This is a genomic window from Bradyrhizobium sp. MI1.11 (assembly GCF_055811255.1).
In genome coordinates this window covers 202101-227912 of the sequence record NZ_JBVVPM010000002.1, presented here as the reverse complement: position 1 = coordinate 227912, position 25812 = coordinate 202101, and the positions used below count along the sequence as shown (strand labels likewise).

Sequence of the window (25812 nt, the reverse complement as noted above, 5' to 3'; positions counted from 1 at the left end):
AGGCATTCGGCTAGTCCGCGACGTGGTGTTGGCTCGACTGAGGTGACGGCGCTCGAAACTTTGCGGTGCTGCCGCTTGATGGCGAAGCTAACTGCTACCGTGCGGTCCGGGAATTGGCTCGAAGTCGGGATCAGGCCGCCTGGATGACGGCCCAAACCAGACAACTTAAGCGTGCGCGACTAGCCAAGCGCGTCGCAATGGGACAGAATGACGGTCATTACCGGGCATAAGCTGAGATCATGACAGAGCCGCCGACCGCACCGTTTGCGCCCTTCGAATGGATGCTCTCAGCTCGCTATTTGCGGGCGCGCCGCAAGGACGGCTTTATCTCGGTCATCGCCGGATTTTCGTTTCTCGGCATTATGCTTGGCGTTGCCACGCTAATCATTGTCATGGCCGTCATGAACGGCTTCCGCAAAGAGCTTCTAGACAAGATCCTCGGTCTCAACGGTCACATTCTAGTCCAGCCGCTGGAAACACCTCTAACCGACTGGAAGGATATGGCCGAGCGTCTCAGCCTGGTGCCAGGTATCCGCTTGGCCGCGCCTGTCGTCGACGGCACCGCGCTAGCGTCGTCTTCCGGCGCATCTGGAGTTCTGGTGCGTGGCATTCGCGCCGACGATCTTAAGAAGCTCACCTCTATCGCCGACAACATCAAGCAAGGATCGATCGAAGGCTTTGACGAGAACCAGGGGGTTGCCATCGGGCAGCGCCTCGCCGATCAGCTCTCGCTCCATGCCGGTGACGCCATCACGCTCGTTGCGCAACACGGCGCGGTCACCCCGATGGGGGTTATGCCGCGGATCAAGAAGTGTGAAGTCAGAGCCATATTCGAGATTGGTATGTCTGAATATGATGCGAGCATGGTCTTCATGCCAATCGCAGAGGCTCAGTCGTACTTCAACCGCGACAAGGACGTGACTGCGGTCGAGATCTTTACAGCCGATCCCGCTCGCATCGATCAGTTTCGCAAGGCTGTGACGGAAGCAGCCGGGCGGCCAGTCTTCTTAGTGGACTGGCGGCAGCGGAACTCGACCTTCTTCAATGCGCTTCAGGTCGAGCGCAATGTGATGTTTCTGATTCTGACCATGATTGTGCTGGTAGCTGCGTTGAATATCGTATCTGGGCTCATCATGTTGGTGAAGGATAAGGGCAGCGATATAGCGATCCTCAGGACCATGGGTGCTTCACGAGGCTCGATCATGCGGATATTCCTGATTACGGGTGCTTCGATCGGCGTCGTGGGAACGTCGGTCGGGTTGGTCGTTGGGCTTCTCGTCTGTCTTAATATCGATTCGATCCGACAGTTTCTATCCTGGCTGACCAGCGCCGACTTGTTCCCGAGAGAACTCTATTTTCTCTCGAAGCTGCCAGCGGAGATTGATTTCGGGGAGACCAGCGCGGTCTTGATCATGGCGCTAACCCTGTCGCTTCTCGCAACGCTCTACCCATCGTGGCACGCCGCCCGGCTCGATCCCGTGGAAGCGCTTAGGCGGTGAGATCGACAATTGTTGTGGTCCCATGATGCCGAACCTAATTCCATCATGGCGTCGATCGCGCGTCTGGGAAGCGCGGATTGGCCCCCCTAAAGATATCAGGTCTGGGTGATTGGCTGATTGCGCCTGAGGGTACCGCGGATTGTCCCGAGATCGTCAGCTTCCGCGAATGGCTGCGTGCCCTGCCCGTCGGGAAGGCGCTCGCAAATCCCCGCCCTCGTCTGGTCGGCGTCAGACGATAGGCTCAACCGACAATCGATAGCCTCGCCGCGATGCCATTTCACATGTCGTTGGCGGATATCGATAGCACCAGACATCATAGGTTCTGGAGAGCCGAAACCGTCGACCGCCTCTGTCGCGTCAGGTCGAAACCGATTCCGTTCCACGCCTCGCGTGCCAACCAGATTTTCCCTCAACACGACTGCCGCCCATGCACTCCACAAGATAGTCCACGAATACTCGGACGCGAGCAGGCATGTTCGGCCCGCCGACGAAGACGGCGTGGAAGATCTCCTTGTCACCAGGATTGAACGGTTCGAGAAGCGGGACCAGGCGCCCCTCCGCGATCGCGTCCCCGAGACTGAAATTGCCGACACGGGCGATGCCGACGCCGTCGAGCGCCAGCTGGCCCAGTGTCTCGCCACTGTTCGCCTCGATGGCGCCTCGCACCTTCAGGGCGAAGTCGACTCCGTCCCGGCGGAACGGCCAAACCGGCTCGGCCCGGCGAAAACTGAAATTCAGGCAATTGTGGTTGTAGAGCTCTTCCGGCGTTTCGGGCACGCCCCAGCGCGCCAGGTAGTCCGGCGAGGCGACGATGGTTCGGCCGTTCTCGCTGAGGCGCCGCGCCGTGAGCGCGCTGTCAGTCAGCGGACCGCCGCGAACCGCCACATCCGCCTGCCCCGCAGCGACGTCAACGATCCCGTCGCCAAGATTGATGTCGACCACGATGTTCGGATAGCGGCGCACGAACTCGCCAAGCAGAGGCACGATGCAAAGACGCCCGTGGGAGACCGCAGCGCTGACCCGGATGCGGCCGCGCGGCGAACCCTGGTCGGAGATCGCCTGCTCGGCTTCGTCGAGATCGGCGAGAATGCGGCGGGCCGCGCTGAGATAGGCGCGGCCTTCCGCGGTCGGCGTCAACGCGCGCGTCGTCCGCAACAGCAAGCGTACGCCGAGCCGCTGCTCGACCCGGTCCAGAGTGCGGCTCACGGCCGACGGCGTCAGTCCAAACGCGCGACCCGCAGCCGAGAAGCTGCCGCCGTCGATGACCGCGCAGAACACTTCCAGTTCCCGGGCACGGTCCGCGGTATCTGCTGCCACCTTTGCGCTCCAGTCAAAAATGCTTGGCCTGGGTAGTAGCTAATCCCAACGATCTTCCTCGTCTAGCTTTGCGTCTACGAAAAAGGCCAACACAGGAGATCGCCCATGAACGTCCCCGACCAGCTTCGCCGGTTTGCCCTCACCGGAGCCGCGCTCGCCATCCTGGCCGGCACCGCCGCCGCGTCAGCGGCCGACGGGCCCACGGATTTCCCGAATACCTTCCACACCGAAGAGGTCGCGACCAATGGCACCACCCTCCACGTCCGGGTCGGCGGGTCTGGACCGACGGTCGTGCTGCTGCATGGCTATGGCGAGACCGGAGACATGTGGGCGCCGCTCGCGACGAACCTTGCTCGCAATCACACGGTGATCGTGCCCGATCTGCGGGGCATGGGCCTTTCCGCCCGCGCCGAGGCCGGTTTCGAGAAGGTCAATCAGGCGGAAGACATCGTCGGCGTGATGAACACGCTGCAAGCGCCGCGCGCTGACATCGTGGCGCACGACATCGGCAACATGGTCGCGTTCGCTCTGGCCTCACGGCACGCCGGGCGGGTGACGAACCTGGTGCTGATGGATGCGCCGGTGCCGGGCGTCGGGCCGTGGGAAGAAATCCTGAAGAACCCGTTGCTGTGGCACTTCCGGTTCGGCGGGCCGGATATGGAGCGCCTGGTGGCCGGCCGCGAGCGGATCTATCTCGACCGGTTCTGGAACGACTTCTCGGCCAATCCGGCCAATTTCCCGGAGGCGTCCCGAGCCCACTACGCGCAGCTTTACGCCGCGCCGGGGCGCATGCACGCCGGCTTCCGCCAGTTCGCCGCCTTCGATCAGGACGCGATCGACAACCGCGCCTGGCTCTCGGCGCACGGCAAGCTGCTCATGCCGGTTCTCGCGGTCGGTGGCGCCGCATCCTTCGGCCCGGCAATGGCGGCGGTGATGCAGGCCGGCGCGATCGACGTGCAGGAGCGGGTCATCGCAGGCTCCGGTCACTGGCTGATGGAGGAGCAACCCGCGGCTACGTCGGCCGCGATCGAGGCCTTCCTCAACGAACGGCCCGTCGCCGCGGAGAATGGGCACCTGGGTCAGACCGCTCTGACGCTGGAGCAGACGCAGGCAATGCCGCAGTCCGGCGCAGGCGCCGGCACCTCCGGAGTGCCTGCTATCCGTACCGTGCTGCTCTCGGGCGACCCCGCCAAGGCCGGCCCGTATGTGCTCGAAATTCACGTGCCGCCGAACACCGCGATCGCACCGCACACCCACCGCGACGACCGCTTCGCCACGGTGATCTCCGGCACCTGGTACTTCGGTTACGGCAGCAAGGTTTCCGACGCGCCGGTCAAGCCATTGACGGCAGGCGGCCTCTACACCGAGCCCGGCGGCGTTGCGCACTTCGCCTTCACACGAGCCGAGGGTGCGGTCGTCCGTCTGACCGGGATCGGCCCCAGCGACACGGCTTTCATCCCCCCGCCCGCATCCCACTGACCTGCTCCAGAGCACTTCAGATCCAAAGGAAATTCCGATGACGTCCTTCTCCACCATCCGCGATCCCAAGACTGACCAGCTTTTGACCCCGCATAATGCGGCTTTGGTGATCATCGACTACCAACCGGTTCAGGTCAGCTCGATCCAATCGATGCCCAAGCGGACCCTCGTCGCCAACATCACCGCGGTGGCCAGGACCGCGAAGCTATTCGCCCTGCCGACGGTGATCGCTACCGTGAATGTCGCCACCGGTCGCAACCAACCCACCATCCACCAGATATCGGATGTTTTTCCGGATGTCGTGCCAATCGACCGGACCTCGATCAACGCGTGGGAGGACGCGGACTTCGTCGCCGCAGTCCGCAACACCGGCCGCAAGAAGCTGATCATGACGGCGCTCTGGACCGAGGTGTGCCTCGTGCACCCGGCGCTGGACGCGCTACAGGAGGGTTTCGAAGTCTATCCGGTGGTCGACGCGGTGGGTGGCACCTCCCGCGAGGCGCACGACGCCGGCTTGCTGCGCCTGGTCCAAGCCGGTGCCCAGCCCACCAGCTGGGTGCAGCTGATCTGCGAACTGCAGCGGGACTGGAACCGCGCGGCAACAGTGACCGGCTTTTCGGAGATCCTGTTCGCGGTCGAAGGCCACTGATCATGATCATGGAGACCGTCGACGCTGCGATGATCGAGCGGACCAACGCATCGCAGAAGCCGCCAGTCATCTTCATCCATGGCCTGTGGTCGAAGCCCAGCTCGTGGGACCGATGGGCCGAAATGTTCGAGGCCGCCGGCTATGCTCCGTTGGCGCCCGGGTGGCCGGCGGAGCTGGGCGGCGCCGCGGCACCGGAAACCATCGGCGAGGTCGCGGCACATTTCGCCCGCATCGCCGGGGCGCTCGACCGCCGCCCGGCGCTGATCGGCCATTCGTTTGGCGGGCTGATCGCGCAGACCCTGGCCGGGCGCGGGCTTTCGGCTGCGACGGTGGCGATCGAACCGGCTCCGTTTCGCGGGGTGCTGGAGCTGCCCGTCTGGACCGAGGCTCCCGTCGACGTCGAGGCCGCCGGGCGCGGACCGCTGCTGACGATCTCCGGCGAGCGCGACCACACCGTGCCGCCATCGGTCACCCGCGCCGCCTACGAACGGCAGAAGCGCAATAAGCGCCCTGTTACCGAGTTCGTCCAACTTCCGCGACGCGACCGCTCGCTGCCCATAAACAGCGGCTGGCGGGAGGTGGCGCAGACGGCGCTGACATTCGTGAGACGCTTTCTATGCCTTTTATAGCGTTCAGTCGCTCGTGTTTGAGGGCAGCTCAACTGCCGCTTCTGGCCAGGCAGCGGATGGCTCACCAACTTTTCCGCTTCGGTCGCCGCACTCCTTCCTAAAAATGTTCGCCCTCGGTCGACACCAACGCCGCCTGCCCCGCAATCTCATCCGCTCGCCAGCATCGCACCGCGTGCCCATCGGTCCGCGTTTCCAGCGCCGGCCCGGGCTCGCGCCGACACACCGCCTCGGCATACCGGCAGCGCGGGCTGAACGCGCATCCGTTCGGCGGATTGAGCGGATTGGGAAGATCGCCGCCTGTCGTCGCCAGCGGTGCGTGGCGCAGTGGATCGGGGATGGCGGCGATCAGGGCTTGGGTGTAGGGGTGCGCCGGCCGTTCGAAAATCTCGCGCCAGTGGCCGTTCTCGACGATGCGGCCGAGATACATCACGGCGACCTTGTCGCTCATGTGCTCGACGACGCCGAGGTCGTGGCTGATCATGATGTAGGAGAGACCGAGCGTTTCCTTCAATTCCAGCAGCAGATTGATGATCTGGGCGCGGATCGAGACATCGAGCGCCGAGACGGGCTCGTCGCAGATGACGATTTTGGGATTGAGGATCAGGGCGCGGGCGATGCCGATGCGCTGGCGCTGGCCGCCTGAGAATTCATGCGGGTAGCGGTCGGCCTGCTCCGGCCGCAGGCCTACATGCCGCAGCATCTTCGCGACGCGGTCCTCGATCTCGCTCTTGGCCGTGACGCCATGCACACGCAGGGGATCTTCCAGCGTGCGGCGAACGGTCTGGCGTGGATTGAGCGAGGCGTAGGGATCCTGAAACACGATCTGCACGATGCGGGCCAGCGCCTTGCGATCGCCGGATGGCCTGTTCGTCACGTCCTGTCCGTCCAGCACGATGCGGCCGCGCGTCGGCGTCACGAGACCAAGGATCGACAATGCGACTGTCGACTTGCCGGAGCCGGACTCGCCGACGAGGCCGAGGCATTCGCCGCGCTTCAGGGTGAGATCGACGCCGTCGACGGCACGGAGCAGCCGACGGCCTCGCCCCAGCAGGCCGCCGCCGAGCGGAAAATGGACCGCGAGATCCCTGACGCTGAGAATGACATCGTCGTCCGGCCGCGTCTCACCCAACCTGTCTTGCGGCTCATGCATGGTGATGACACCTGACCAGACCGCCGGCCTCCAGCAAATCCGCACCCGGCGCGGTGGTCCGGCAAATATCAGTCGCCTGTGCGCAGCGCGGATTGAACCGGCAGCCGTCGGGGAAATTGGTGATGGCCGGGACGACGCCCGCGATCTCCGTCAGCCGGGTGCGGCCAAGCGCGGCGCGACTGCCGAGCCGCGGCAGCGAGGCAACCAGGCCCCGCGTATAGGGGTGCGAGGGTGCCCGGAAAATATCGGCCGAGCCGCGCTCCTCGACGATGCGGCCGGCATACATCACAGCCACGCGGCGACAGACATTGGCAACCAGCCCCAGATCGTGGCTGATCATCAGGATTGCGGTTCCCCGCTCGGCGCACAGATTCCGCATCAGCTCAATGATTTCGGCTTGCACGGTGACGTCGAGTGCGGTTGTCGGCTCGTCGGCGATCAGGAGATCCGGACCGCAGGCGAGCGCGATGGCGATCATCACGCGCTGACGCATGCCGCCGGACAGCTGGTGCGGGTAATCGTTCACGCGCCGCTCCGGCGCGGGAACGCGGACGCTCGCAAGCGCCTCGACCGCGAGTCTGTCGGCTTCCCGCCAGCTCTTGCCCTTGTGCAGCACGAACATCTCGGCGATCTGTCGGCCCACCGGCGAGACCGGGTTCAGCGCCGTCATCGGCTCCTGGAAGATCATGGCGATGCGATTGCCGCGCAGATCCCGTTGCCGGCCGGCTGAAAGGTGCTGGATCTCGCGCCCCTCGAACCGGATGACGCCGCCGCCGATCGACAAAGGCTGCCGCAACAGACCAATCAAGGCGAGCGCGGTGATGCTCTTGCCGCAGCCGGATTCGCCGACGAGGCCGAAGGTCTCGCCGCGATCGATGCGGAATGAAATACCCTCGGCCGCCGCAACGCGCTGCGTTCCATCGTCGAGATCGATACGCAGATCCTCGACTTCGATCAGCGGCGCGCCGGTCATGTGCGCCGGCTCCGCGATTGTGGATCGAGAATGTCGCGCAGGCCGTCGCCGAGCAGATTGAGGCCGAGCACCGTCAGGAAGATGGCAAGGCCGGGAAACACCGAGAGCCACGGCGCCGTCGTGATCTGATCGCGGGCATCCGACAACATGCTGCCCCAGCTCGGGAACGGCGGGCGGACGCCGAGGCCGAGGAACGACAATGCGGCTTCCGACAAGACCGCGCTGCCCATGCCGAGCGTGCCGATGACGACGATCGGCCCCAACATGTTCGGCAGCAGCTGGGTGATCATGATGCGCAGATCGCCGTAGCCGAGCACGGTCGCGGCCTGCACATAGCCCTGGCTCCTCAGCGACAGCGCCGAGGCCCGCGCGATCCGGCACGTGAAGGACCAGTTGGTCAAGCCGAGTGCGATCAGAAGGCTGGTCAGGCCGGGGCCAAGCACCGCCATGATGGCCAGCGCGAAGATCAGCGAGGGAATCGCGAGCATGAGATTGGTCAGGCCGTTGACGACATCGTCCCACCAGCCGCCCCAATAGCCGGCGCTCAGGCCCAGCGCCACGCCGATGACGCTGTTGATGAGCTGCGAGACGATGCCGACCGTCAGCGAAACGCGCGCGCCATAGACGACGCGGGAATAGATGTCGCGGCCCTGGTCGTCGGTGCCGAACCACCAGGTCCAGCTCGGAGGCTCTTCCGCGTTGAGCAGATTGGCGTCCAGGACGGGATCGGTATGCGCCAGCCAGGGCGCGAGCAGGCCGACCAGGATCGCAAGCGCGAACAGCGCGCCACCGATGATGAGATTGGCGCGGAGCTTCATGCGTATCTGATCCTGGGATCGATCACGCCATAGAGCACGTCGATCAGCAGATTGATGGCGAGAAAGGACAGCACCACGACGAGAATGGAGCCCTGCACGGCCGGAATGTCGCGCTGCAGGACACTGTCGACCAGCAGCGAGCCGATGCCCGGCCAGGAATACAATTTCTCGACCACGACCGCCTGCCCCATCAGCCCGCCGAACTGCAGGCCGACGGTGGTGAGAATGATGACAAGCGCGTTGCGCATCACATGCCACTTCACGACCCGGGTCTCGCTCATGCCCTTGGAGCGCGCGGTGCGAACGAAATCCGCGGTCATGATCTCGAGCACGGCGGCGCGTGTCGTCCGGGCGAACAGCGCCATCGGCGAGACGCCGAGCGTCACGGCAGGCAGGATCAGATATTTCAGAGCGCCATCGCCATAGCCGAAACTCGGCAGCCAGCCGAGCTTCAACGCAAACAAATACATCAGCACCAGTCCGAGCCAAAATTTGGCGATCGAAAGTCCTGACACCGCCACGACCATGGCCAGCGTGTCGACGATGCCCCCCGGCTTCAGCGCGGCGATGAAACCCAGGGGTACCCCTATCACGACAGAAAACACCATGGCGGTGAAGATGAGCTGGAGCGTCGGCCATATCCGTTTGGCGATCATGAACGTCACAGGCTCGCGCGTGCGGAACGACGTTCCGAAATCACCGGTCGCAAGCTTGGCGATGTAGGTGCCGAAGCGGATATAGACGGGATCGTCGAGGCCGAGCTGCTTCTTCATGCGCAGCTCGACCTGCGGATCGGCATCGTCGCTCATGGACGAGACGATGCTGCCGGGAACGACGCTGAACAGCACGAACACCAGAGCCACCACCGCGAGCACGGTCGGAATGGTCTGCAGCAGGCGGCGGAACAGGAAGGAGAGCATCGGCAGTTTTCCTCTCTCCCTCCGTCGTTCATCTCGACGGAGGGAGCGCGAGAGCGTGTGTCACTTCGCGGGCGAGCTCTCGTCGACCCAGAGGTCTTCGACATTCTGATGGGTGAGTTCCGTCGCGTTCAGCTGAATTCCCTTGAGCCACGGCTGCACCGCCATGACCGCCTTGTTGTAGTTGAAGAACCAGACCGGCGCCTCCTCGTAGAGGAGCGCGTTGGCCTTTTGCAGCAGCTGGGTACGCTTTGCAGCGTCATCGGACTGTCCGGCCTCGTCGATCAGCTTGTCGAACTCGGGATTCTTGAAGTTCATGTAGTTGCAGGCTGATTGCGGCGTCGCCGAGTGGAAGCATTTGAGGGCGGCCTGGGGATCTGGTCCGGTCGCCTGCGAGTAGATGAAGGCCTGGTAGTCGCCGCTGCGAACCACCTCCGCCAGCACCGCGGTCTCGACCTGCTTGACCTTGGCCTTGATGCCCACCCGGTCCAGCATCGGGATCACGGCCGAGACGATCGGCAGACCCCAGCTCTCGTTCTGGCTGGTGGTCCATTCGAATTCGAAGCCCGTGGGATAGCCGGCGTCAGCGAGCAGCTGCTTGGCCTTGGCGGGATCGAAGGCATAGGGCTTCATGGCCTTGTCGTAGGCGGGAGAGGTCAGCGGCAGCCAGCTGGTGGCCCGGTAGGCCTTGCCCTTGACCAGCTTGTTGATGATCAGGTCAGTGTCGATCGCGTAGTTGATCGCCTGCCGGACCCGCTTGTCGGCGAACGGCTTGAACGCGGGATTCATCCCCATGTAGCGGGTGAAGACCTCGGCGACTTCGACGACGGTGCCCTTGAGGTCGGCGTCGTTCTGATAGGCGACATATTGCGCCGGTCCCAGCACCGAGGTGTCGATCTCCTTGTTGCGGAAGGCGACATCGCGTGCCGCGGCCTCGCCCATGACCGACACGATGATCTTGTCGGCGTAGGGCTTGCCGGCCTTGTAGAACCGGTCCCACCGCTCCAGAACGATGCGCGATCCCGGCACGTGCTCGACGAACTTGAACGGCCCAAGACCGATCGGCTTCTGGAGAAAGCTGTCCTTGGCGGCTTCGTCGGCGGGATAGATCGACGTGATCGCGTTCCAGAAGTAGAAACCCGGATCGACTTTCTCGGTCAGCTTCATCTCGATTGTAAAGTCGTCGATTTTCTTCAGGCCGGAGATCTCCTTGGCCTGCCCCTTCTCGACCGCCGCCGCGCCCTCGATCACGCGGACATAACGCGCGCCGGGATAAGCCTTGGTGCCGTCCATGATGCGGTTGTAGGTCCAGATGACGTCGTCGGCCGTCATCTTGCGGCCGTTGTGGAAATAGGCGTCGTCGCGCAGCTTGAAGGTGTGAACGAGACCGCCGCCCGAGATCACATCTTCCTTGGCAAGCTCCAGAACCGGCTTGCCTTCCGCGGAATTCCAGATGTAGAGCGACCGGTGCAACGCCTTGGCGTAGATCTCGTCCTGGGCGCGCTGCGTGGTAAGAATGTCCAGGCTGGTGAAACTCGAGCCATAAGGCGCGGTCATGCGGATGGTTCCGCCCTTGCGCGGCGTCTGGGCCTCCGCCGAGGCGACGAGCGCCAGTCCCAAACCCGCGACGATCGCCACTATCCTGAACATCATGGTCCCTCCGACAACGCAAGCCGTGCTCTGGTCCGAGAGTTGATCATCCGCGGCACGTCGAGCGCAAGCGCCTTGAAGGGGTTGACGTATGCGCGGGTCGCGCCGATTTGCGAGGACGCCCGCTAGAACTCCGGCTGCCAGTCGCGCAATTTTCGCGCTGCGGCGGTGACGTCCGCGATGGTCGGAAACGCCCCCGTCTCCAGCATCATCGTCCTTGCCAGCCGCACGGCGCGTGCTTCGCTGATCGCGCGCCGGCGCGGATCCTCGATCAGCTCGAAATCGATATTGTGGGCGAGACCGAAGATGCGGCGGATGGTTTTTGCCGCGGCGAAGCCGACCGTGTCCGCAAACAGCCGCTGCATGTAGGCCTGCCGCTCGGCCTCCAGTCGTGCCGCGCCTGTCTCGCCGGCGAAGAGCGAGGCGGGATAGGCATCGCCTGCGGCGCCGGCGCGCCAGAGCTCGAGGAACTTGCGCGCGAACGCGTTCCAGACGTTCTCGACCGTCTCCAGCACCCAGGCCTCGAACGCACGCCGCTCGCCCGGCGAGCGCTCGTGACCGGCGGAGGCAAAATAAGCCATCAGGAGGTTCGCCAGCACCGCGCCGACGTCGAAACCCATCGGGCCGTAGAATGCGAATTCGGGGTCGATCACCCGCGTCTCGCCGTCCGTGACCATGATCGAGCCGGTGTGCAGGTCGCCGTGGAGCAGCGCCTCGGGGCTGGCCATGAACTTCAGCTTCAGCCGGGAGATCGCGACATGCAGGTCCATGTCCTCGCGGAGCTCTGCGGCGAGCGCATCGAGATAGGGCGCGGTCCAGCGGTTCTGCTCGGCGATGCGGTAGGGATCGGTGAAGATCAGATCCTCAGTGATCTTGCACAGTGCATGGTTGCCGGCGAAGGCTGCGATGGCTTGCTTCTTTTCGGCCGCCGACAGCGCGAGGTCGGAGGTGAAGAACAAGGTCCGCGCCATGAAGGTGGTGATGTCATCGACAAAGCGCGGGTACTGAGTCCCCGCAACCATCCCCTTGCGCATGATGATGTGGGGCTCGAGCAGCTCCATCACTGTCAGCGCCAAGGCCTCGTTGTGATGCAGCAGCGCCGGCACGAGGCCGGGCGCGAGCTCGGCCTGCCGCGACAAAGCGAGATATTCGTAATGAGCCCGGGACAGCGGCAGTGGCCAGCTTTCGCCGACGAGGCGGACATAGGGCAGCGCCTGCTTGACGGCGACGCCGCCGCGGCCGCCCTTGACGATGAAGACGAGATTGAGATTGCCGTCGCCGACTTCGGTGATCGACCAGGAGGCCGGCTCGCCACCGAGGGTCCCTGCGAGGTCCGGAACGCCTGCGAGATAATCCCGCAAGTCAGCCTCATGCAGAATCCGATAATCCCCTGCCCCGTCTCCGGTCATGACGATCCCATCCCATCTAGGGGCCGGATCGTTACTCCCGCTCCAGGAAGCTCGAGCCGATCTCGGCCTTTCTTTTGATCGGATCGTAATCACAATAGACGCTGTCCGCCACCAGCGTGTAGCTGGCGCTGACGGTGTATTTGTCTGTTTTGACCGAGTTCAGGCCGATCACCGCGGTGCTCTTGCCGCCGTTCCATTTGAACGGCGTCGAGCTCTTGGCCTGCTCGCAGGCGATCACGGCCTCGTTGAAAACGTAGCCCTCGACAAACGCCTTCAGGGTGCGCACCTGCACGGCCATCTTCCACTCGAAATAGCCGATGGCACCGAGGCCGGCGACGATCAGCACCAGAAGCGCGACGACGATCCTCTGAAAAGTCATTGGTCCCCCAACAAAGCCAACCACGAAATCCTAAAACGGCATGCCCATCAATTTCGACAGGCGTTCGATCGAGAGATAACCGGCGTGATAGGCGACCATGGCGATCCCGTAGATGATCGCCGAGATGATAGTGGTCCAGATCAGCTTGCTCCTCATCCGCGTCAGGATCGGCGCGCCGGGGTCGCTGCCCGGCACTCCGACGCCGTCCTCGTGCTGGCTGCGCACGCCGAACGGCAGCGTCAGGAACAGCGCGATCCACCAGATGACGAAGTAGATCGCGATTGCCGTTGAGATCTGGATGGCCATGGCTTCGGCCTATGCCTGCTCGATTTCGACCAGCGCGCCGGAAAAGTCCTTCGGGTGCAGGAACAGCACCGGCTTGCCATGGGCGCCGATCTTCGGCACGCCGTCGCCGAGCACCCTTGCGCCCTCCTTCACCAGCGTGTCGCGCGAGGCGATGATGTCGACCACCTCATAGCAGACGTGGTGGATGCCGCCGTCGGCGTTGCGGTCGAGGAACTTTGCGATCGGCGAGGCCTCGCCAAGCGGCTCGATGAACTCGATCTTGGTGTTGGGCAACGTCGCGAACACGGTGGTGACGCCATGCTCGGGCAGCGCGACGGCCTCCGAAATCTGGGCCCCGAATGCGGCGCCATAGATTTTGGCGGCCTTGACGGCGTCCTTGGTCGCGATCGCGACATGATTGAGCCGGCCCAGCATGTTTCTCTCCCGTTACACTGTCAGCACATGTACCAGACAGGGGGGCTTCTTACCCCAATGTTCGTTGATCACCGAACGGACAGCGCGTCGCACAGATTCAGCCAGCGCATCCGCGTCGCGACGGCGCGCCTTCGGCAGACCTTCGATGGTGGAGACCACGGCGTCGAAGACGATGTCGTCGAAGGGCTCGCCCGCTTTGTTCTTCTCGGGGATGCCGATCAGATCGACCTCGGGATCGTCGACGAGTTCACCTTGCTGCGTCATGGCAATGGCGACGAAGGCGCAGCCGGAGAAGGCCATGCGGCGCCGCTCCACCACGGCGCGGGACTTGGAGTCCTCCAGAATCGTGCCGTCCTTGTAGAGACGGCCCGCAGGCACCTGCCCAATGATGCCGGGATCGCCGGGGCCGAGCTTGACGAGGTCGCCGTTGCGGCAGACCAGCACGCGCGGCACGCCGGCGGCACGCGCGAGCTTGGCGTGCTCGTTCAGGTGCAGGGCCTCGCCGTGGACCGGGATCAGGAGCTGCGGCCTGGTCCAGGCGATCATGTCGCGCAATTCGTCGCGGCGGGGATGGCCGGAGACATGGACCAGCTGGTCGCGGTCGGTGATGACCTCCACGCCCTGCAAGACCAGGCCATTGATGATCGCGCCGACCGCCTTCTCGTTGCCGGGAATGGTGCGCGAGGAGAAGATCACGCTGTCGCCGCGGTTGAGCGTGATCTCGGGATGGTCGTCATTGGCGATCCGCGCCAGCGCGGCACGGGGCTCGCCCTGGCTGCCGGTGCAAAGCGCCAGCACCTTGTCCTGCGGCAGATGACCGTAGACCTCGGCGGAGCGGAAACTCTGCACGCCGTCGAGATAGCCGGTCTCGCGGGCGACCTGCACCACGCGTTCCATGGCGCGGCCGACCACGACGACCTCACGGTCGGCGGCCTTCGCAGCGATGGCGACGGCCTTCAGACGCGCGACGTTGGAGGCAAAGGTCGTGACTGCGACGCGGCCCTTGGCGGCCTTGACGAGCTCGGTGATGGACCTGGCAACCTCGGCTTCCGAGGGTGAGCGGCCGTCGCGCACGGCGTTCGTGGAATCGCCGATCAGGGCGAGCAGGCCCGCATCGCCGAGCTCCCGCAGCCGCTTTTCGTCGGTCGGGCGGCCGATGATCGGGGTCGGATCGATCTTCCAGTCGCCGGTGTGCAGCACCGTCCCGACGTCGGTGTGAATCGCCAACGCATGCGACTCCGGAATCGAATGCGCGACCGGAATGAACTCGACGTTGAACGGGCCGATATCGACGCGCCCGCCCGACGGCACCACCGTCACCGGGATCTTCGGCGCATTGCGCTCGGCGGCACACTTGGCCTCGAACAGCGCGGCGCTGAACTGCGTCGCGTAGATCGGGCATTTCAGCTTCGGCCACAGGTCGATGATGGCGCCGAAATGGTCCTCATGGGCGTGGGTCAGCACCAGCCCCATCAGGTTCTTGCGTTCCTTCTCCAGGAAGCTGACGTCGGGCATGATCAGGTCGATGCCCGGCAGATGCTCCTCGTCGCCGAAGGAGACGCCGAGATCGATCGCGAGCCAGGCCCGCTGCTGGCGGTTGCCGAGGCCGTAGATCGACAAATTCATGCCGATCTCGCCGACGCCGCCGAGCGGTGCAAATACCAGTTCTTCAGGCTTCGCCATCACGCAGCTCCCACGGAGGCGGCCGTGCCGAAGAACACCTCGCCCGCGGCCACCGGCACGCGCCGGCCCTCCGCAGTGCGGACGATCAGGCAGCCGGTGTCGTCGATCGTGTCAAAAATGCCTTCCAGCGTCATCACTCCCGTGTGGATCGCGACCCGCTCGCCGAGGCCGGCGGCGCGCTCCAGCCACAATTTGCGAATTTCGGCAAAGCCGCGGCCATTGTCCCAGATACCGCGGAACTCCACCCAGGCATCGGAGAGCGCCGAGAACAGCTCTTCAGCGCTGATCTGGACGCCGAGCGCGGCCAGTGACACCGCCGGTGTGGGCGTGCCCTCGGGCGCGGCGACGACATTGGTGCCGATGCCGACGACGATGGCAAGGCGGTCGCCGATGGCTTCGGCCTCCAGGCCGATGCCGACCAGCTTCTTGCCGCTGGCCAGCACGTCGTTCGGCCATTTCAGGGTGTAGCGGGGACGGCCCTCGCCAAGGCGCAGTGCCGCCTCCAGGCTGACCTTCTCCAGGGCGGCCTCCTCGGCCAGCCCGGCCGCAAAGCCGATCGTCGCGGCGACAGAAGGGGCGACGTCCAGCACTTCGAGGACGCTGGCTGCGAGGTTACCCTTCGGTGCGATCCAGGCGCGTTGGCGGCGGCCACGGCCGGCGGTCTGCTCCGACGTCACGAACCACATCGGGCCGCGTTCGCCGCGCCTCGCGTGCTCGATCGCCTCGGTATTAGTCGAGCCGGTCCGTTCGAAAGCTGCGAGCTTGTAGCCCGCCGACGCCGCACGAGGACCGAGCGCGAATGCCATCCTAGAACAGCGACTTGGCCGCGGCGGAGGCGACGCTCACCACCGGGCCCGCGAACAGGGCGAAGAGGATGTTGAACAGACCCGCAACCGCCAGCACCGTCTTGACTTCGACGCGCACCGGATCGACCTGCCCGGCCGGCTCGTCGAAATACATCGTCTTGACGATGCTGAGATAGTAGTAGGCGCCGACCACGCTGGTCAGCACGCCGATAACGGCGAGCGTGAACAAATTCGCCTTGATGGCGGCGACGAAGACGTACCATTTGGCGAAGAAGCCGGCCAGCGGCGGGATGCCGGCGAGCGAGAACAGCAGCATCGCGAACATGAAGGCGAGCAGCGGATTGGTCCGCGAGAGACCTGCGAAATCGCTGATCTGCTCGACCGGCTGGCCGTTGCGCTTCATCGCCAGGATGATGGCGAAGGAGCCCAGCGTCATCGCGACATAGATCACGATGTACATCAGCACGCCCTGCGCGCCCTCGACCGTGCCTGCGGCGAGGCCGACCAGGGCAAAGCCCATATGGCCGATCGAGGAATAGGCCATCAGGCGCTTGATGTTGCTCTGCCCGATCGCGGCGAACGAACCCAGCGCCATCGAGGCGATCGACACGAACACCAGGATCTGCTGCCACTGCGAGACGATCCCCGGGAATGCGGTCAGCGTGACGCGCGTGAAGACCGCGAGCGCGGCCACTTTCGGGGCCGAGGCGAAGAAGGCGGTGACCGGGGTCGGTGCGCCCTCGTAGACGTCGGGCGTCCACATGTGGAACGGCACGGCCGAGACCTTGAAGCAAAGGCCGGCGAGCAGGAAGACCAGGCCGAACACCAGGCCGACATTCGAGATCGTCGCGGCCGCCGCGATGCCGGTGAAGGCGACGGTGCCGGTGAATCCGTAAATCAGCGAGGAGCCGTAGAGCAGCATGCCCGACGACAGCGCGCCGAGCACGAAATACTTCAGGCCGGCTTCGGTCGACTTGGCGTTGTCACGGTTCGAGGCCGCCACAACGTAGAGCGCCAGCGACATCAATTCGAGGCCGAGATAGAGCGAGATCAGATCGCCGGCCGAGATCAGCACCATCATGCCGAGCGTCGAGAGCAGCACCAGGATCGCGTATTCGAAGATGCGGCGCGACGGATCCGACAGGAACTCGGTCGACAGCACCAGCGTCACGGCCGAGCCGATCAGAGCCAGGATTTTCATGAAGCGGGCAAAATCATCGACGATGAAGCTGCCGCCGAAGGTCACGTGCTTGCCCGCGGGCAGCATGTATTCGAGCACGCCGACCACGATCAGGAGCAGCACCGCAAGCGTCGTGACCGTCTTGGTGGTCTCCTGCCCGCGATAGGCGCCGAGCATCAGGAGTGCCATGGCTCCGACCGCGAGCACGAGCTCGGGCAGCACCGGCGCCAGTTGATAACCTGCAGTCTCAAAGCTCATGGCGATATCCTGACCTGCCCGCTCACTGGAGCAGTGCGGCGGCCTTCACGGCCGTCACAGCGGTGTTGTAATTGTTGACGAGTTGCTGGACCGAGGCCGCCGACATGTCGAGCACCGGCTTCGGATAGATGCCGAACAGGATCGTCAGCGCGATCAGCGGGAACAGCGTCAGGCCCTCCCGGAAGGTGAGATCCTTCATGCTCATCAGCGACGGCTTGACCAGCGCCCCGAAGACGACCTTGCGGTAGAGCCACAGCGCGTAGCAGGCCGACAGGATCACGCCGAAGGTGGCGAAGAACGCGGTCGGGATCGAGACCTTGAAGGTGCCGAGCAGCGTCATGAATTCGCCGACGAAGCCGGAGGTGCCGGGCAGACCGACATTGGCCATGGTGAAGACCATGAAGGTCAGCGCGTAGAGCGGCATCCGGTTGACGAGGCCGCCATAGGCCGCGATGTCGCGGGTGTGCATGCGGTCGTAGACGATGCCGACGCAGAGGAACAGCGCGCCGGAGACGATGCCGTGCGAGATCATCTGGAACACGCCGCCGGCGACGCCCTGCATGGTACCGGCAAAGATACCCATGGTGACGAAGCCCATATGCGCCACCGAGGAGTACGCGATCAGCTTCTTCATGTCCTCCTGCATCAGCGCCACCAGCGAGGTGTAGATGATGGCGATGGTCGAGAGCGTGAACATCAATGGCGCGAAGTCGTGCGAGGCCAGCGGGAACATCGGCAGCGAGAAACGCAGGAAGCCGTAGCCGCCCATCTTCAGCATGATCGCCGCCAGGACCACCGAGCCTGCGGTCGGCGCCTCGACGTGGGCGTCGGGGAGCCAGGTGTGCACCGGCCACATCGGCATCTTCACCGCGAACGAGGCGAAGAAAGCAAGCCACGCCCAGGTCTGCAGCGAGCGCGGCACGGCGGTGTGCATCAGGGTCGGGATATCGGTGGTGCCGCCGTTCCAGTACAGCGCCATGATGGCGAGCAGCATCAGGACCGAGCCGAGCAGCGTGTAGAGGAAGAACTTGAAGGACGCATAGACCCGGCGCGGACCGCCCCAGACGCCGATGATCAGGAACATCGGGATCAGGCCGCCTTCGAAGAACAGGTAGAACAGCACGAGATCGAGCGCCGAGAAGGTGCCGACCATCAGCGTTTCCAGGATCAGGAACGCCATCATGTATTCGCGGACGCGGTTAGTGATCGCCTTCCAGCTCGCGATGATGCAGAACGGCATGATGGCGGTGGTCAGGATCACCAGCGGCAGCGAGATGCCGTCCACGCCCATGTGGTAGGTGATGCCGGTGGCGAGCCAGTTCGCCTTCTCGACGAACTGGAAGTCGGCGTTCGACGCATCGAACCGCATGACCAGGATCACCGACACCGCGAAGGTGATCAGCGTGGTCCACAGCGCGATCCAGCGCGAGTTGCGCCGCGCCGCCTCGTCATCGCCGCGGCTGAGATAGACGATCAGCGCGCCGACCAGCGGCAGGAACGTCGTGACGGATAGAATTGGCCAGGTCGTCATTTACTGGCCTCCAAAGCCGAACATGAACCAGGTGATCAGGCCGGCGGCACCGATCAGCATGGCGAACGCGTAGTGGTAGAGATAACCGGTCTGGATCTTCACGACATTGCGGGTGACATCCAGCACGCGGGCCGAGACGCCGTCGGGACCGAGCCCGTCGATGATGAAGCCGTCGCCCTTCTTCCAGAGCTGGTAGCCAATCCACTTCGCCGGACGGACGAAGATGATGTCGTAGAGCTCGTCGAAGTACCATTTGTTGAGCAGGAACTTGTACAGCATCGGCTGCGTGTTCGCGAGCTCGACCGGCAGATAGGGCCGGCGGATGTAGAACAGGTACGACACCAGGAAGCCCAGCACCATCATCACCGTCGGCAGGAAGGCGATGGTCTCGGGGATGTGGTGCATCTCCTCGATGATGTGCGGGTTCATCTTCACGGATTCGCGGAAGAACTCCTCGATGCCGTGACCGGCGAACAGCTCCTTGAACGGGAAGCCGGCCAGGATGGAGCCGACCGCGAGCACACCGATCGGAATCAGCATCCAGATCGGCGCTTCATGCGCAGCCTCGTAGTGATGCTCGTCATGCGGCTCGCCGTGGAAGGTCTTGAAGATCAGGCGCCACGAGTAGAACGAGGTCAGGCCGGCCGCGATGACCGTCATCAGGAAGCCGTACATCGCGAATGGATTATGCGAGGCGTAGGCGGACTCGATGATCGCGTCCTTGGAGAAATAGCCGGCGGTCAGCGGGAAGCCGGTGAGCGCGAGTGTGCCGACCACCATCACCGCGTAAGTGTAGGGGATCTTGCGCCACAGGCCGCCCATGTTGCGGATGTCCTGCTCGTGGTGCATCGCGTAAATCACCGAGCCGGAGCCCAAGAACAACAGCGCCTTGAAGAAGGCGTGCGTGAACAAATGGAACATGCCGACCGAATAGGCCCCTGCTCCCATCGCCACGAACATGTAACCGAGCTGCGAACAGGTCGAGTAAGCGACGATGCGCTTGATGTCGTTCTGGACGAGGCCGATGGTCGCCGCGAAGAACGCCGTGGTGGCGCCGAAGAACATCACGACGGCCTGCGCGTTCGGCGCGAGCTCGAACAGCGGCGACAGGCGCGCCACCATGAAGACGCCGGCGGTGACCATGGTCGCGGCGTGGATCAGCGCCGACACCGGGGTCGGGCCTTCCATCGCGTCCGGCAACCAGGTGTGCAGCAGGAACTGCGCCGATTTGCCCATCGCGCCCATGAACAGCAGCAGGCAGGTCAGGGTCAGTGCGTCGGCGTGCCAGCCGAGGAAGTCGATGGTCTTGCCGGTCAGGCCGGGCGCAGCATGGAAGATGGTCTCGAAATCGGTCGAGCCGGCCAGCAGGAAGATCGCGAAAATGCCGAGCGCAAAACCAAAGTCGCCGACGCGGTTGACCACGAAGGCCTTGATGGCGGCAGCGTTCGCCGACGGCTTCTGGTACCAGAAACCGATCAAGAGGTAGCTCGCCAGACCCACGCCTTCCCAGCCGAAGAACAGCTGCACGAGATTGTCCGCGGTCACCAGCATCAGCATGGCGAAGGTGAACAGCGAGAGATAGCCGAAGAAGCGTGGCCGGTTCGGATCCTCGTCCATGTAACCGATGGAATAGAGGTGAACGAGCGAGGACACGGTGGTCACCACCACCAGCATCACGGCGGTGAGCGTGTCGACCCGCAGCGTCCAGTAGACCTGGAGATCGCCGGAGAGGATCCACGGCAGCAGCGGAATGCGCATGTCGTGGTGCATGAAGCCGACATCGACCAGCGTCATCCAGGACAGCGCCGCCGACACGAACAGCAACGCGGTGGTGATCAGCTCGGCGCCGCGCGAGCCTGCCGCGGGCGGTTCGGAGACGTGGTGGTCGTCGTGGCCGTCGCCGGGCTCGTGGTGGGTCTCGTGGATGACCGACGCATCCTCATTGATCGTGTCGGACGCATGGGCGTGTGCGCCATGGCCGTGATCATCGTGATGCTCGACCGTGTCGCCCGAGGGGTTGCGGGCATGCGCGCCGAAAAGCGCGATCAAGCCGGCCAGAATGGCACCCAGCAGAGGCAGGAAGACGATTGCCTGGACCATGATTTAATCTTTCCGCATGATCTGGTCGGAAAACCGGTATCCACTTTTCCGGATCATGCGATCAGCCCTTCATCAGATTGACGTCCTCAACCGCGATCGAGCCGCGGTTGCGGAAATAGACCACCAGGATGGCGAGACCGATCGCGGCTTCAGCGGCCGCGACGGTGAGCACCAGGAGCGCGAACACCTGCCCGACGATGTCGCCGAGGAAGGTCGAGAACGCCACGAGGTTGACGTTGACCGCGAGCAGGATCAGCTCGATCGACATCAGGATGACGATGATGTTCTTGCGATTCAGGAAGATGCCGAGGATGCCGAGCGTGAACAGGATCGCGCCGACCGCAAGATAGTGTCCGAGCCCGATCGTCATTTCACCCACTCCGCCGCGTCAGAATCCTGGAGCCCCTGCCCCGGCGTCACCTTGCGTATCGCCATCGCTATTTCGGGCGTGCGCGCGTTCTGAACGTTGATGTCCTGCCGCTTGACGCTCGCCTTGTGCCGCAGCGTCAGCACGATGGCGCCGATCATCGCGACCAGCAGCACCATGCCCGAGAGCTGGAAGTAGTGGATGTACTTGGTATAGAGCACCAGGCCCAGCGCCTCGGTATTGGAGACGTTGGTCGGGATCGCCGCCGTGATCGTCTTGGCGACGCCGGGGTTGATGACCCAGAAGCCGACCGTGAGCAGCAGCTCGAACAGGAAGATGCCGCCGATCACGAGGCCGACCGGGAGGTACTCGATAAAGCCTTCGCGCAGCTCGAGGAAGTCGACGTCGAGCATCATGATCACGAACAGGAACAGCACCGCGACGGCGCCTACATAGACGACGATCAGGATCATCGCGAGGAATTCGGCGCCCATCAACACGAACAGGCCGGAGGCGTTGACGAAGGCCAGGATCAGGTACAGCACGGAGTGCACGGGATTGCGCGAGACAATCACCATCACCGCCGAGGCGACGCAGACGCCGGCGAACAGATAGAAGAACAGCGCGGGAAGGATCATGCTCTCATCTCACCGGTACGGCGCGTCGAGTTCGATCGCTTTCGCGATCTCGCGTTCCCAGCGGTCGCCATTGGCGAGCAGCTTGGCCTTGTCATAGAACAGTTCCTCGCGGGTCTCGGTCGCGAACTCGAAGTTCGGACCTTCGACGATGGCATCGACCGGACAGGCTTCCTGGCAGAGGCCGCAATAGATGCACTTCACCATGTCGATGTCGTAGCGCACGGTCCGGCGGGTGCCGTCGTTGCGGCGCGGACCGGCCTCGATGGTGATGGCCTGGGCCGGGCAAACCGCTTCGCACAGCTTGCAGGCGATGCAGCGCTCTTCACCGTTCGGATAGCGCCGCAGCGCATGCTCGCCGCGGAAGCGTGGCGAGATCGGCCCCTTCTCGAAGGGATAGTTCAGCGTCGGCTTCGGCTGGAAGAAATAGCGCATGGCGAGGAAGAACGCCGAGACGAATTCCGACAGCAGAAGCGAGCGTGCAGTGGCGTTGATGTTGATACCCATGACGGCCCTCACTTCGGCGCGATGCCGGCAAAGTGCAGCACACCGGCCACCACGATCACCATCGCCAGCGACAACGGAAGGAAGACTTTCCAGCCGAGGCGCATCAGTTGATCGTAGCGGTAGCGCGGCACGATCGCCTTGGCCATCGCGAACAGGAAGAACATGAAGAACAGCTTCAGCGAGAACCAGATGATCCCCGGCACCCAATTGAAGGGCGGCAGGTCCACCGGCGGTAGCCAGCCTCCGAGGAACAGGATCGTCGCCATCGCGCACATCGTGGCAATCGCGACATACTCGCCGAGCATGAACAGCAGATACGGCGTCGAGCCGTACTCGACCATGAAGCCGGCGACGAGCTCGGATTCCGCTTCGACGAGGTCGAACGGCGGGCGGTTGGTTTCCGCCAACGCCGAGACGTAGAAGATCACGAACATCGGGAACAGCGGCCAGACGTACCAGTTCAGGATGGTGAGCTGCGGCAGCCCGATCAGGCTGGCGAGGCCGCGGACATGCTGCGCCTCGACCACGGCCGAGAGGTTCAGCGTGCCGGCGCAGAGCAGCACCGTGATGATGACGAAGCCGATCGAGACCTCGTAGGAGACCATCTGCGCCGCCGAGCGCAGCGCCGCGAGGAACGGATATTTCGAGTTCGACGACCAGCCGGCCATGATGATGCCGTAGATCGACAGCGACGAGATCGCGAAGATGAAGAGAACGCCGACATTGATGTCGGAGATCACCCAGCCGAGATTGGTCGGGATCACCGCCCAGGCCGCGAGCGCGAGCACGCATGAGACCAAGGGGGCAAGGAGAAACACGCCCTTGTTGGCGCCGGACGGGATGATCGGCTCCTTCAGCACGAACTTCAGGAGGTCGGCGAAGGATTGCAGCAGGCCCCAGGGACCGACCACGTTCGGGCCGCGGCGGATCTGCACCGCCGCCCAAATCTTGCGGTCGGCGAGCAGGATGTAGGCGATCGCCACCAGCAGGACGACCAGCACCAGGACGCTCTCCGCGATCATGATGATCAGCGGCCAGAGAAACCCGGTCCAGAATGCGCTTTCGAAGAATTCCATCGGCTCACTCCGCTGCGGTCAGCATCTGCCCGGAGGCAAGCCGCGAACACTCCGCCATCACGGCGGACGCACGCGCGATTGGGTTGGTCAAATAGAAGTCCTCGACAAGCGGCTTGAACGGAGCCTTCTCCGTTGTGCCGCCCTTCCCCGCGAGCTTCTTGATCTGATCGGCCGAGCCGGCCTCGATCTGATCGAGACGGATCAGATGCGGCACGGCCTTGAAGATCGCCTGGCGCAGGGCCGAAAGCGAATCATAGCCAAGCTTCTTGCCGAGCGCCTCCGACAGCGCGCGGACAATCGCCCAGTCCTCGCGAGCCTCGCCCGGCGGGAATGCGGCCCGTCCGGTCATCTGCACGCGGCCTTCGGTGTTGACGTAGATCGCCGACTTCTCGGTATAGGCGGCTGCCGGCAGGATCACGTCGGCGCGATGGGCGCCGCGGTCGCCGTGGGTGCCGATATAGACGACGAAGGTGCCGTCCGACGGCTTGATCTCGTCGGCGCCGAGCAGGAACAGCAGATCGAGCGTCCCGAACGTCGTCATCTGCGCCGCGTTCAGCCCGCCCTGACCGGCGACAAAGCCGATGTCGAGCGCACCGACGCGCGAGGCACTCTCATGCAGCACGCCAAAGCCGATCCAGCCGTCCTTGAGCGCGCCGACGTCGAGCGCGAGCTTGGCCGCGGCTGCGAGAATGGCGGCGCCGTCGTGGCGCGAGGCGGCGCCGGCACCGACCAGGATGATCGGGTTCTTGGCGTTCTTCAGCACGTCCATGAAGGAGTGCTTGCCGGCCGCGAGCTCACCGAGCGTCTCGGTGCCCGCGCCGAGGTGATCATAGTCGTAAGTCAGATCGGCCTTGGCGCCGATCACGCCGACCTTGAAACCGCCGGCGCGCCAGCGCTTGCGAATGCGGGCGTTGAACACGGCCGCCTCTTTCCGCGGATTGGCGCCGATGATGAGCAGCGCATCGGCCTGCTCGACGCCGGCGAGCGTCGGATTGAAAATGTAGGAGCCGCGGCCGAGCGCGGGATCGAAGGCATCGCCACCCTGCACCGCCAGATTGGCCGAGCCGTATTTGGCCAGCAAATCCTTCAGCGCGAACATCTCTTCGACGCCGGCGAGATCGCCCGCGATCGCGCCGATCCGCTTGCCGTCGGTGCGGGCCGCCTTGGAGGCGATCGCGGCAAAGGCCTCGGGCCAGCTGGCCGCGCGCAGCTTGCCGGCTTCGCGAATATAGGGCCGGTCGAGGCGCTGCGTGCGCAGGCCGTCGACGACGTGGCGGGTCTTGTCCGAGATCCACTCCTCGTTCACGGCCTCGTTGATGCGCGGCAGGATACGCATCACTTCGCGGCCGCGGGTGTCGACGCGGATCGCAGAGCCCACGCCGTCCATCACGTCGATCGACTGGGTCTTGCCGAGCTCCCACGGGCGCGCGGCGAAGGCATAAGGCTTCGAGGTCAGCGCGCCGACCGGGCAGATGTCGACGAGATTGCCCTGGAGCTCAGACGTCAGCGCGTGCTCGAGATAGGTCGTGATCTCCATGTCCTCGCCGCGGCCGGTCGCGCCCATTTCGGGGGCGCCGGCCACTTCCGCCGAGAAGCGGACGCAGCGGGTGCACTGGATGCAGCGGTTCATCGAGGTCTTGACCAGCGCGCCGAGATATTTGTCCTCGACGGCGCGCTTGTTCTCGGCGAAGCGGCTGGTGTCGACACCATAGCCCATCGCCTGGTCCTGCAGGTCGCACTCGCCGCCCTGGTCGCAGATCGGGCAATCCAGCGGATGGTTGATGAGAAGGAATTCCATCACGCCTTCGCGCGCCTTCTTCACCATCGGCGAACGGGTGGAGATTTCCGGCGGCTCGCCCTTGGGACCCGGACGGCAATCGCGCACGCCCCAGGCGCAGCTCGCGACCGGCTTCGGGCCGCCCTTCACCTCGACGAGGCACATCCGGCAATTGCCGGCGATCGACAGCCGCTCGTGATAGCAGAAGCGCGGAATCTCGGCGCCGGCCGCCTCGCACGCCTGAAGCAGCGTGTATTCGGCGGGGACATCGATCTCTTTACCGTCGATGATGAGCTTGGTCAT

At 64.2% G+C, this 25812-nt stretch carries 23 protein-coding genes and 2 pseudogenes; 5 read left to right on the top strand and 20 right to left on the bottom strand.

Annotated elements, in window-relative coordinates; genetic code table 11:
- Nucleotides 1-239 precede the first annotated feature (239 nt).
- Both AC0L30_RS03005 and AC0L30_RS03000 read left to right on the top strand, forming a co-directional pair.
- A complete protein-coding gene (locus tag AC0L30_RS03005; RefSeq protein ID WP_219682211.1) occupies nt 240-1499 on the top strand; it encodes a lipoprotein-releasing ABC transporter permease subunit in 1260 nt (419 codons plus the stop codon).
- 95 nt (nt 1500-1594) lie between these two features.
- A pseudogene (locus AC0L30_RS03000) lies at nt 1595-1738 on the top strand (LysR family transcriptional regulator); the annotation flags it as partial.
- Between the two features lie 118 nt (nt 1739-1856).
- On the opposite strand, the gene AC0L30_RS02995 reads toward AC0L30_RS03000, so the two are convergent.
- The gene (locus AC0L30_RS02995; RefSeq protein ID WP_219682212.1) at nt 1857-2816 is read right to left on the bottom strand and encodes a LysR family transcriptional regulator; all 960 of its coding nucleotides are present in this window, start codon (nt 2814-2816) and stop codon (nt 1857-1859) included.
- A gap of 105 nt (nt 2817-2921) precedes the next feature.
- Here AC0L30_RS02995 and AC0L30_RS02990 point away from each other — a divergent pair.
- The 3 genes and pseudogenes from AC0L30_RS02990 to AC0L30_RS02980 form a co-directional block, all read left to right on the top strand.
- Nucleotides 2922-3860 (top strand): annotated as a pseudogene (locus tag AC0L30_RS02990) (alpha/beta fold hydrolase); the annotation flags it as partial.
- Between the two features lie 472 nt (nt 3861-4332).
- Nucleotides 4333-4944, top strand: a complete 612-nt coding sequence (locus tag AC0L30_RS02985; protein WP_007603584.1) for a hydrolase — start codon at nt 4333-4335, stop codon at nt 4942-4944.
- A gap of 8 nt (nt 4945-4952) precedes the next feature.
- Nucleotides 4953-5573, top strand: a complete 621-nt coding sequence (locus AC0L30_RS02980) for an alpha/beta hydrolase (protein ID WP_473403738.1) — start codon at nt 4953-4955, stop codon at nt 5571-5573.
- A gap of 97 nt (nt 5574-5670) precedes the next feature.
- On the opposite strand, the gene AC0L30_RS02975 is transcribed toward AC0L30_RS02980, so the two are convergent.
- The 19 genes from AC0L30_RS02975 to nuoG all read right to left on the bottom strand — a co-directional run bounded on the left by AC0L30_RS02975 (nt 5671) and on the right by nuoG (nt 25812).
- On the bottom strand, nt 5671-6723 hold the full coding sequence (locus AC0L30_RS02975; protein ID WP_007603582.1) for an ABC transporter ATP-binding protein: 1053 nt from the start codon (nt 6721-6723) through the stop codon (nt 5671-5673).
- The gene (locus tag AC0L30_RS02970; RefSeq protein ID WP_007603581.1) at nt 6716-7696 is read right to left on the bottom strand and encodes an ABC transporter ATP-binding protein; all 981 of its coding nucleotides are present in this window, start codon (nt 7694-7696) and stop codon (nt 6716-6718) included. Before AC0L30_RS02970 ends, AC0L30_RS02975 begins: the two co-directional genes overlap by 8 nt.
- Complete coding sequence (locus AC0L30_RS02965) at nt 7693-8514, bottom strand: ABC transporter permease (RefSeq protein ID WP_007603580.1); 822 nt, start codon at nt 8512-8514, stop codon at nt 7693-7695. Before AC0L30_RS02965 ends, AC0L30_RS02970 begins: the two co-directional genes overlap by 4 nt.
- Nucleotides 8511-9434, bottom strand: a complete 924-nt coding sequence (locus AC0L30_RS02960) for an ABC transporter permease (RefSeq protein ID WP_354128702.1) — start codon at nt 9432-9434, stop codon at nt 8511-8513. The genes AC0L30_RS02965 and AC0L30_RS02960 overlap by 4 nt, the downstream gene beginning before the upstream one ends.
- Nucleotides 9435-9494: 60 nt before the next feature.
- Nucleotides 9495-11084 (bottom strand): ABC transporter substrate-binding protein, encoded by a 1590-nt coding sequence (locus tag AC0L30_RS02955; RefSeq protein ID WP_088941256.1) that lies wholly within the window; start codon nt 11082-11084, stop codon nt 9495-9497.
- 122 nt (nt 11085-11206) lie between these two features.
- Nucleotides 11207-12490 carry an S-methyl-5-thioribose kinase gene (gene mtnK / locus AC0L30_RS02950; RefSeq protein WP_007603577.1) on the bottom strand — a complete coding sequence of 428 codons (1284 nt, stop codon included), beginning with the start codon at nt 12488-12490 and terminating at the stop codon, nt 11207-11209.
- Nucleotides 12491-12521: 31 nt separating this feature from the next.
- Nucleotides 12522-12869: a hypothetical protein gene (locus tag AC0L30_RS02945; RefSeq protein WP_007603574.1), complete on the bottom strand. Its 348-nt coding sequence runs from the start codon at nt 12867-12869 to the stop codon at nt 12522-12524.
- 30 nt (nt 12870-12899) lie between these two features.
- Entirely contained in the window at nt 12900-13175 is a 276-nt protein-coding gene (locus tag AC0L30_RS02940) for a DUF1467 family protein (RefSeq protein ID WP_007603573.1), read from the bottom strand.
- Nucleotides 13176-13184: 9 nt separating this feature from the next.
- Nucleotides 13185-13589 carry a methylmalonyl-CoA epimerase gene (mce, locus tag AC0L30_RS02935; RefSeq protein ID WP_007603572.1) on the bottom strand — a complete coding sequence of 135 codons (405 nt, stop codon included), beginning with the start codon at nt 13587-13589 and terminating at the stop codon, nt 13185-13187.
- A gap of 12 nt (nt 13590-13601) precedes the next feature.
- Nucleotides 13602-15272 (bottom strand): ribonuclease J, encoded by a 1671-nt coding sequence (locus AC0L30_RS02930; RefSeq protein ID WP_007603564.1) that lies wholly within the window; start codon nt 15270-15272, stop codon nt 13602-13604.
- Entirely contained in the window at nt 15272-16078 is an 807-nt protein-coding gene (locus tag AC0L30_RS02925; RefSeq protein WP_007603563.1) for a biotin--[acetyl-CoA-carboxylase] ligase, read from the bottom strand. The genes AC0L30_RS02930 and AC0L30_RS02925 overlap by 1 nt, the downstream gene beginning before the upstream one ends.
- A gap of 1 nt (nt 16079) precedes the next feature.
- Entirely contained in the window at nt 16080-17516 is a 1437-nt protein-coding gene (nuoN, locus tag AC0L30_RS02920) for an NADH-quinone oxidoreductase subunit NuoN (RefSeq protein ID WP_007603562.1), read from the bottom strand.
- A 22-nt stretch (nt 17517-17538) separates the two neighbouring features.
- On the bottom strand, nt 17539-19047 hold the full coding sequence (locus tag AC0L30_RS02915) for an NADH-quinone oxidoreductase subunit M (RefSeq protein ID WP_473403737.1): 1509 nt from the start codon (nt 19045-19047) through the stop codon (nt 17539-17541).
- Nucleotides 19048-21147, bottom strand: coding sequence for an NADH-quinone oxidoreductase subunit L (gene nuoL, locus AC0L30_RS02910; protein WP_007603560.1), 2100 nt, complete (start codon nt 21145-21147; stop codon nt 19048-19050).
- A gap of 61 nt (nt 21148-21208) precedes the next feature.
- Complete coding sequence (nuoK, locus tag AC0L30_RS02905; RefSeq protein ID WP_007603558.1) at nt 21209-21517, bottom strand: NADH-quinone oxidoreductase subunit NuoK; 309 nt, start codon at nt 21515-21517, stop codon at nt 21209-21211.
- Nucleotides 21514-22152 carry an NADH-quinone oxidoreductase subunit J gene (locus tag AC0L30_RS02900; RefSeq protein WP_007603557.1) on the bottom strand — a complete coding sequence of 213 codons (639 nt, stop codon included), beginning with the start codon at nt 22150-22152 and terminating at the stop codon, nt 21514-21516. The genes nuoK and AC0L30_RS02900 overlap by 4 nt, the downstream gene beginning before the upstream one ends.
- A gap of 9 nt (nt 22153-22161) precedes the next feature.
- Complete coding sequence (gene nuoI, locus AC0L30_RS02895; RefSeq protein ID WP_026232873.1) at nt 22162-22650, bottom strand: NADH-quinone oxidoreductase subunit NuoI; 489 nt, start codon at nt 22648-22650, stop codon at nt 22162-22164.
- Between the two features lie 14 nt (nt 22651-22664).
- The gene (gene nuoH, locus AC0L30_RS02890; protein ID WP_007603555.1) at nt 22665-23732 is read right to left on the bottom strand and encodes an NADH-quinone oxidoreductase subunit NuoH; all 1068 of its coding nucleotides are present in this window, start codon (nt 23730-23732) and stop codon (nt 22665-22667) included.
- Between the two features lie 4 nt (nt 23733-23736).
- Nucleotides 23737-25812, bottom strand: a complete 2076-nt coding sequence (nuoG, locus tag AC0L30_RS02885) for an NADH-quinone oxidoreductase subunit NuoG (RefSeq protein WP_354128703.1) — start codon at nt 25810-25812, stop codon at nt 23737-23739.

Excerpts from the sequence above, each read along its gene's own strand:
- AC0L30_RS03005 (WP_219682211.1), top strand. The coding sequence starts at position 240 with ATGACAGAGCCGCCGACCGCACCGTTTGCGCCCTTCGAATGGATGCTC.
- AC0L30_RS02985 (WP_007603584.1), top strand. The coding sequence starts at position 4,333 with ATGACGTCCTTCTCCACCATCCGCGATCCCAAGACTGACCAGCTTTTG.
- AC0L30_RS02980 (WP_473403738.1), top strand. The coding sequence starts at position 4,953 with ATGGAGACCGTCGACGCTGCGATGATCGAGCGGACCAACGCATCGCAG.
- AC0L30_RS02975 (WP_007603582.1), bottom strand. The coding sequence starts at position 6,723 with ATGCATGAGCCGCAAGACAGGTTGGGTGAGACGCGGCCGGACGACGAT.
- AC0L30_RS02970 (WP_007603581.1), bottom strand. The coding sequence starts at position 7,696 with ATGACCGGCGCGCCGCTGATCGAAGTCGAGGATCTGCGTATCGATCTC.
- AC0L30_RS02965 (WP_007603580.1), bottom strand. The coding sequence starts at position 8,514 with ATGAAGCTCCGCGCCAATCTCATCATCGGTGGCGCGCTGTTCGCGCTT.
- AC0L30_RS02960 (WP_354128702.1), bottom strand. The coding sequence starts at position 9,434 with ATGCTCTCCTTCCTGTTCCGCCGCCTGCTGCAGACCATTCCGACCGTG.
- AC0L30_RS02955 (WP_088941256.1), bottom strand. The coding sequence starts at position 11,084 with ATGATGTTCAGGATAGTGGCGATCGTCGCGGGTTTGGGACTGGCGCTC.
- mtnK (WP_007603577.1), bottom strand. The coding sequence starts at position 12,490 with ATGACCGGAGACGGGGCAGGGGATTATCGGATTCTGCATGAGGCTGAC.
- AC0L30_RS02945 (WP_007603574.1), bottom strand. The coding sequence starts at position 12,869 with ATGACTTTTCAGAGGATCGTCGTCGCGCTTCTGGTGCTGATCGTCGCC.
- AC0L30_RS02940 (WP_007603573.1), bottom strand. The coding sequence starts at position 13,175 with ATGGCCATCCAGATCTCAACGGCAATCGCGATCTACTTCGTCATCTGG.
- mce (WP_007603572.1), bottom strand. The coding sequence starts at position 13,589 with ATGCTGGGCCGGCTCAATCATGTCGCGATCGCGACCAAGGACGCCGTC.
- AC0L30_RS02930 (WP_007603564.1), bottom strand. The coding sequence starts at position 15,272 with ATGGCGAAGCCTGAAGAACTGGTATTTGCACCGCTCGGCGGCGTCGGC.
- AC0L30_RS02925 (WP_007603563.1), bottom strand. The coding sequence starts at position 16,078 with ATGGCATTCGCGCTCGGTCCTCGTGCGGCGTCGGCGGGCTACAAGCTC.
- nuoN (WP_007603562.1), bottom strand. The coding sequence starts at position 17,516 with ATGAGCTTTGAGACTGCAGGTTATCAACTGGCGCCGGTGCTGCCCGAG.
- AC0L30_RS02915 (WP_473403737.1), bottom strand. The coding sequence starts at position 19,047 with ATGACGACCTGGCCAATTCTATCCGTCACGACGTTCCTGCCGCTGGTC.
- nuoL (WP_007603560.1), bottom strand. The coding sequence starts at position 21,147 with ATGGTCCAGGCAATCGTCTTCCTGCCTCTGCTGGGTGCCATTCTGGCC.
- nuoK (WP_007603558.1), bottom strand. The coding sequence starts at position 21,517 with ATGACGATCGGGCTCGGACACTATCTTGCGGTCGGCGCGATCCTGTTC.
- AC0L30_RS02900 (WP_007603557.1), bottom strand. The coding sequence starts at position 22,152 with ATGATCCTTCCCGCGCTGTTCTTCTATCTGTTCGCCGGCGTCTGCGTC.
- nuoH (WP_007603555.1), bottom strand. The coding sequence starts at position 23,732 with ATGGAATTCTTCGAAAGCGCATTCTGGACCGGGTTTCTCTGGCCGCTG.
- nuoG (WP_354128703.1), bottom strand. The coding sequence starts at position 25,812 with ATGACCAAGCTCATCATCGACGGTAAAGAGATCGATGTCCCCGCCGAA.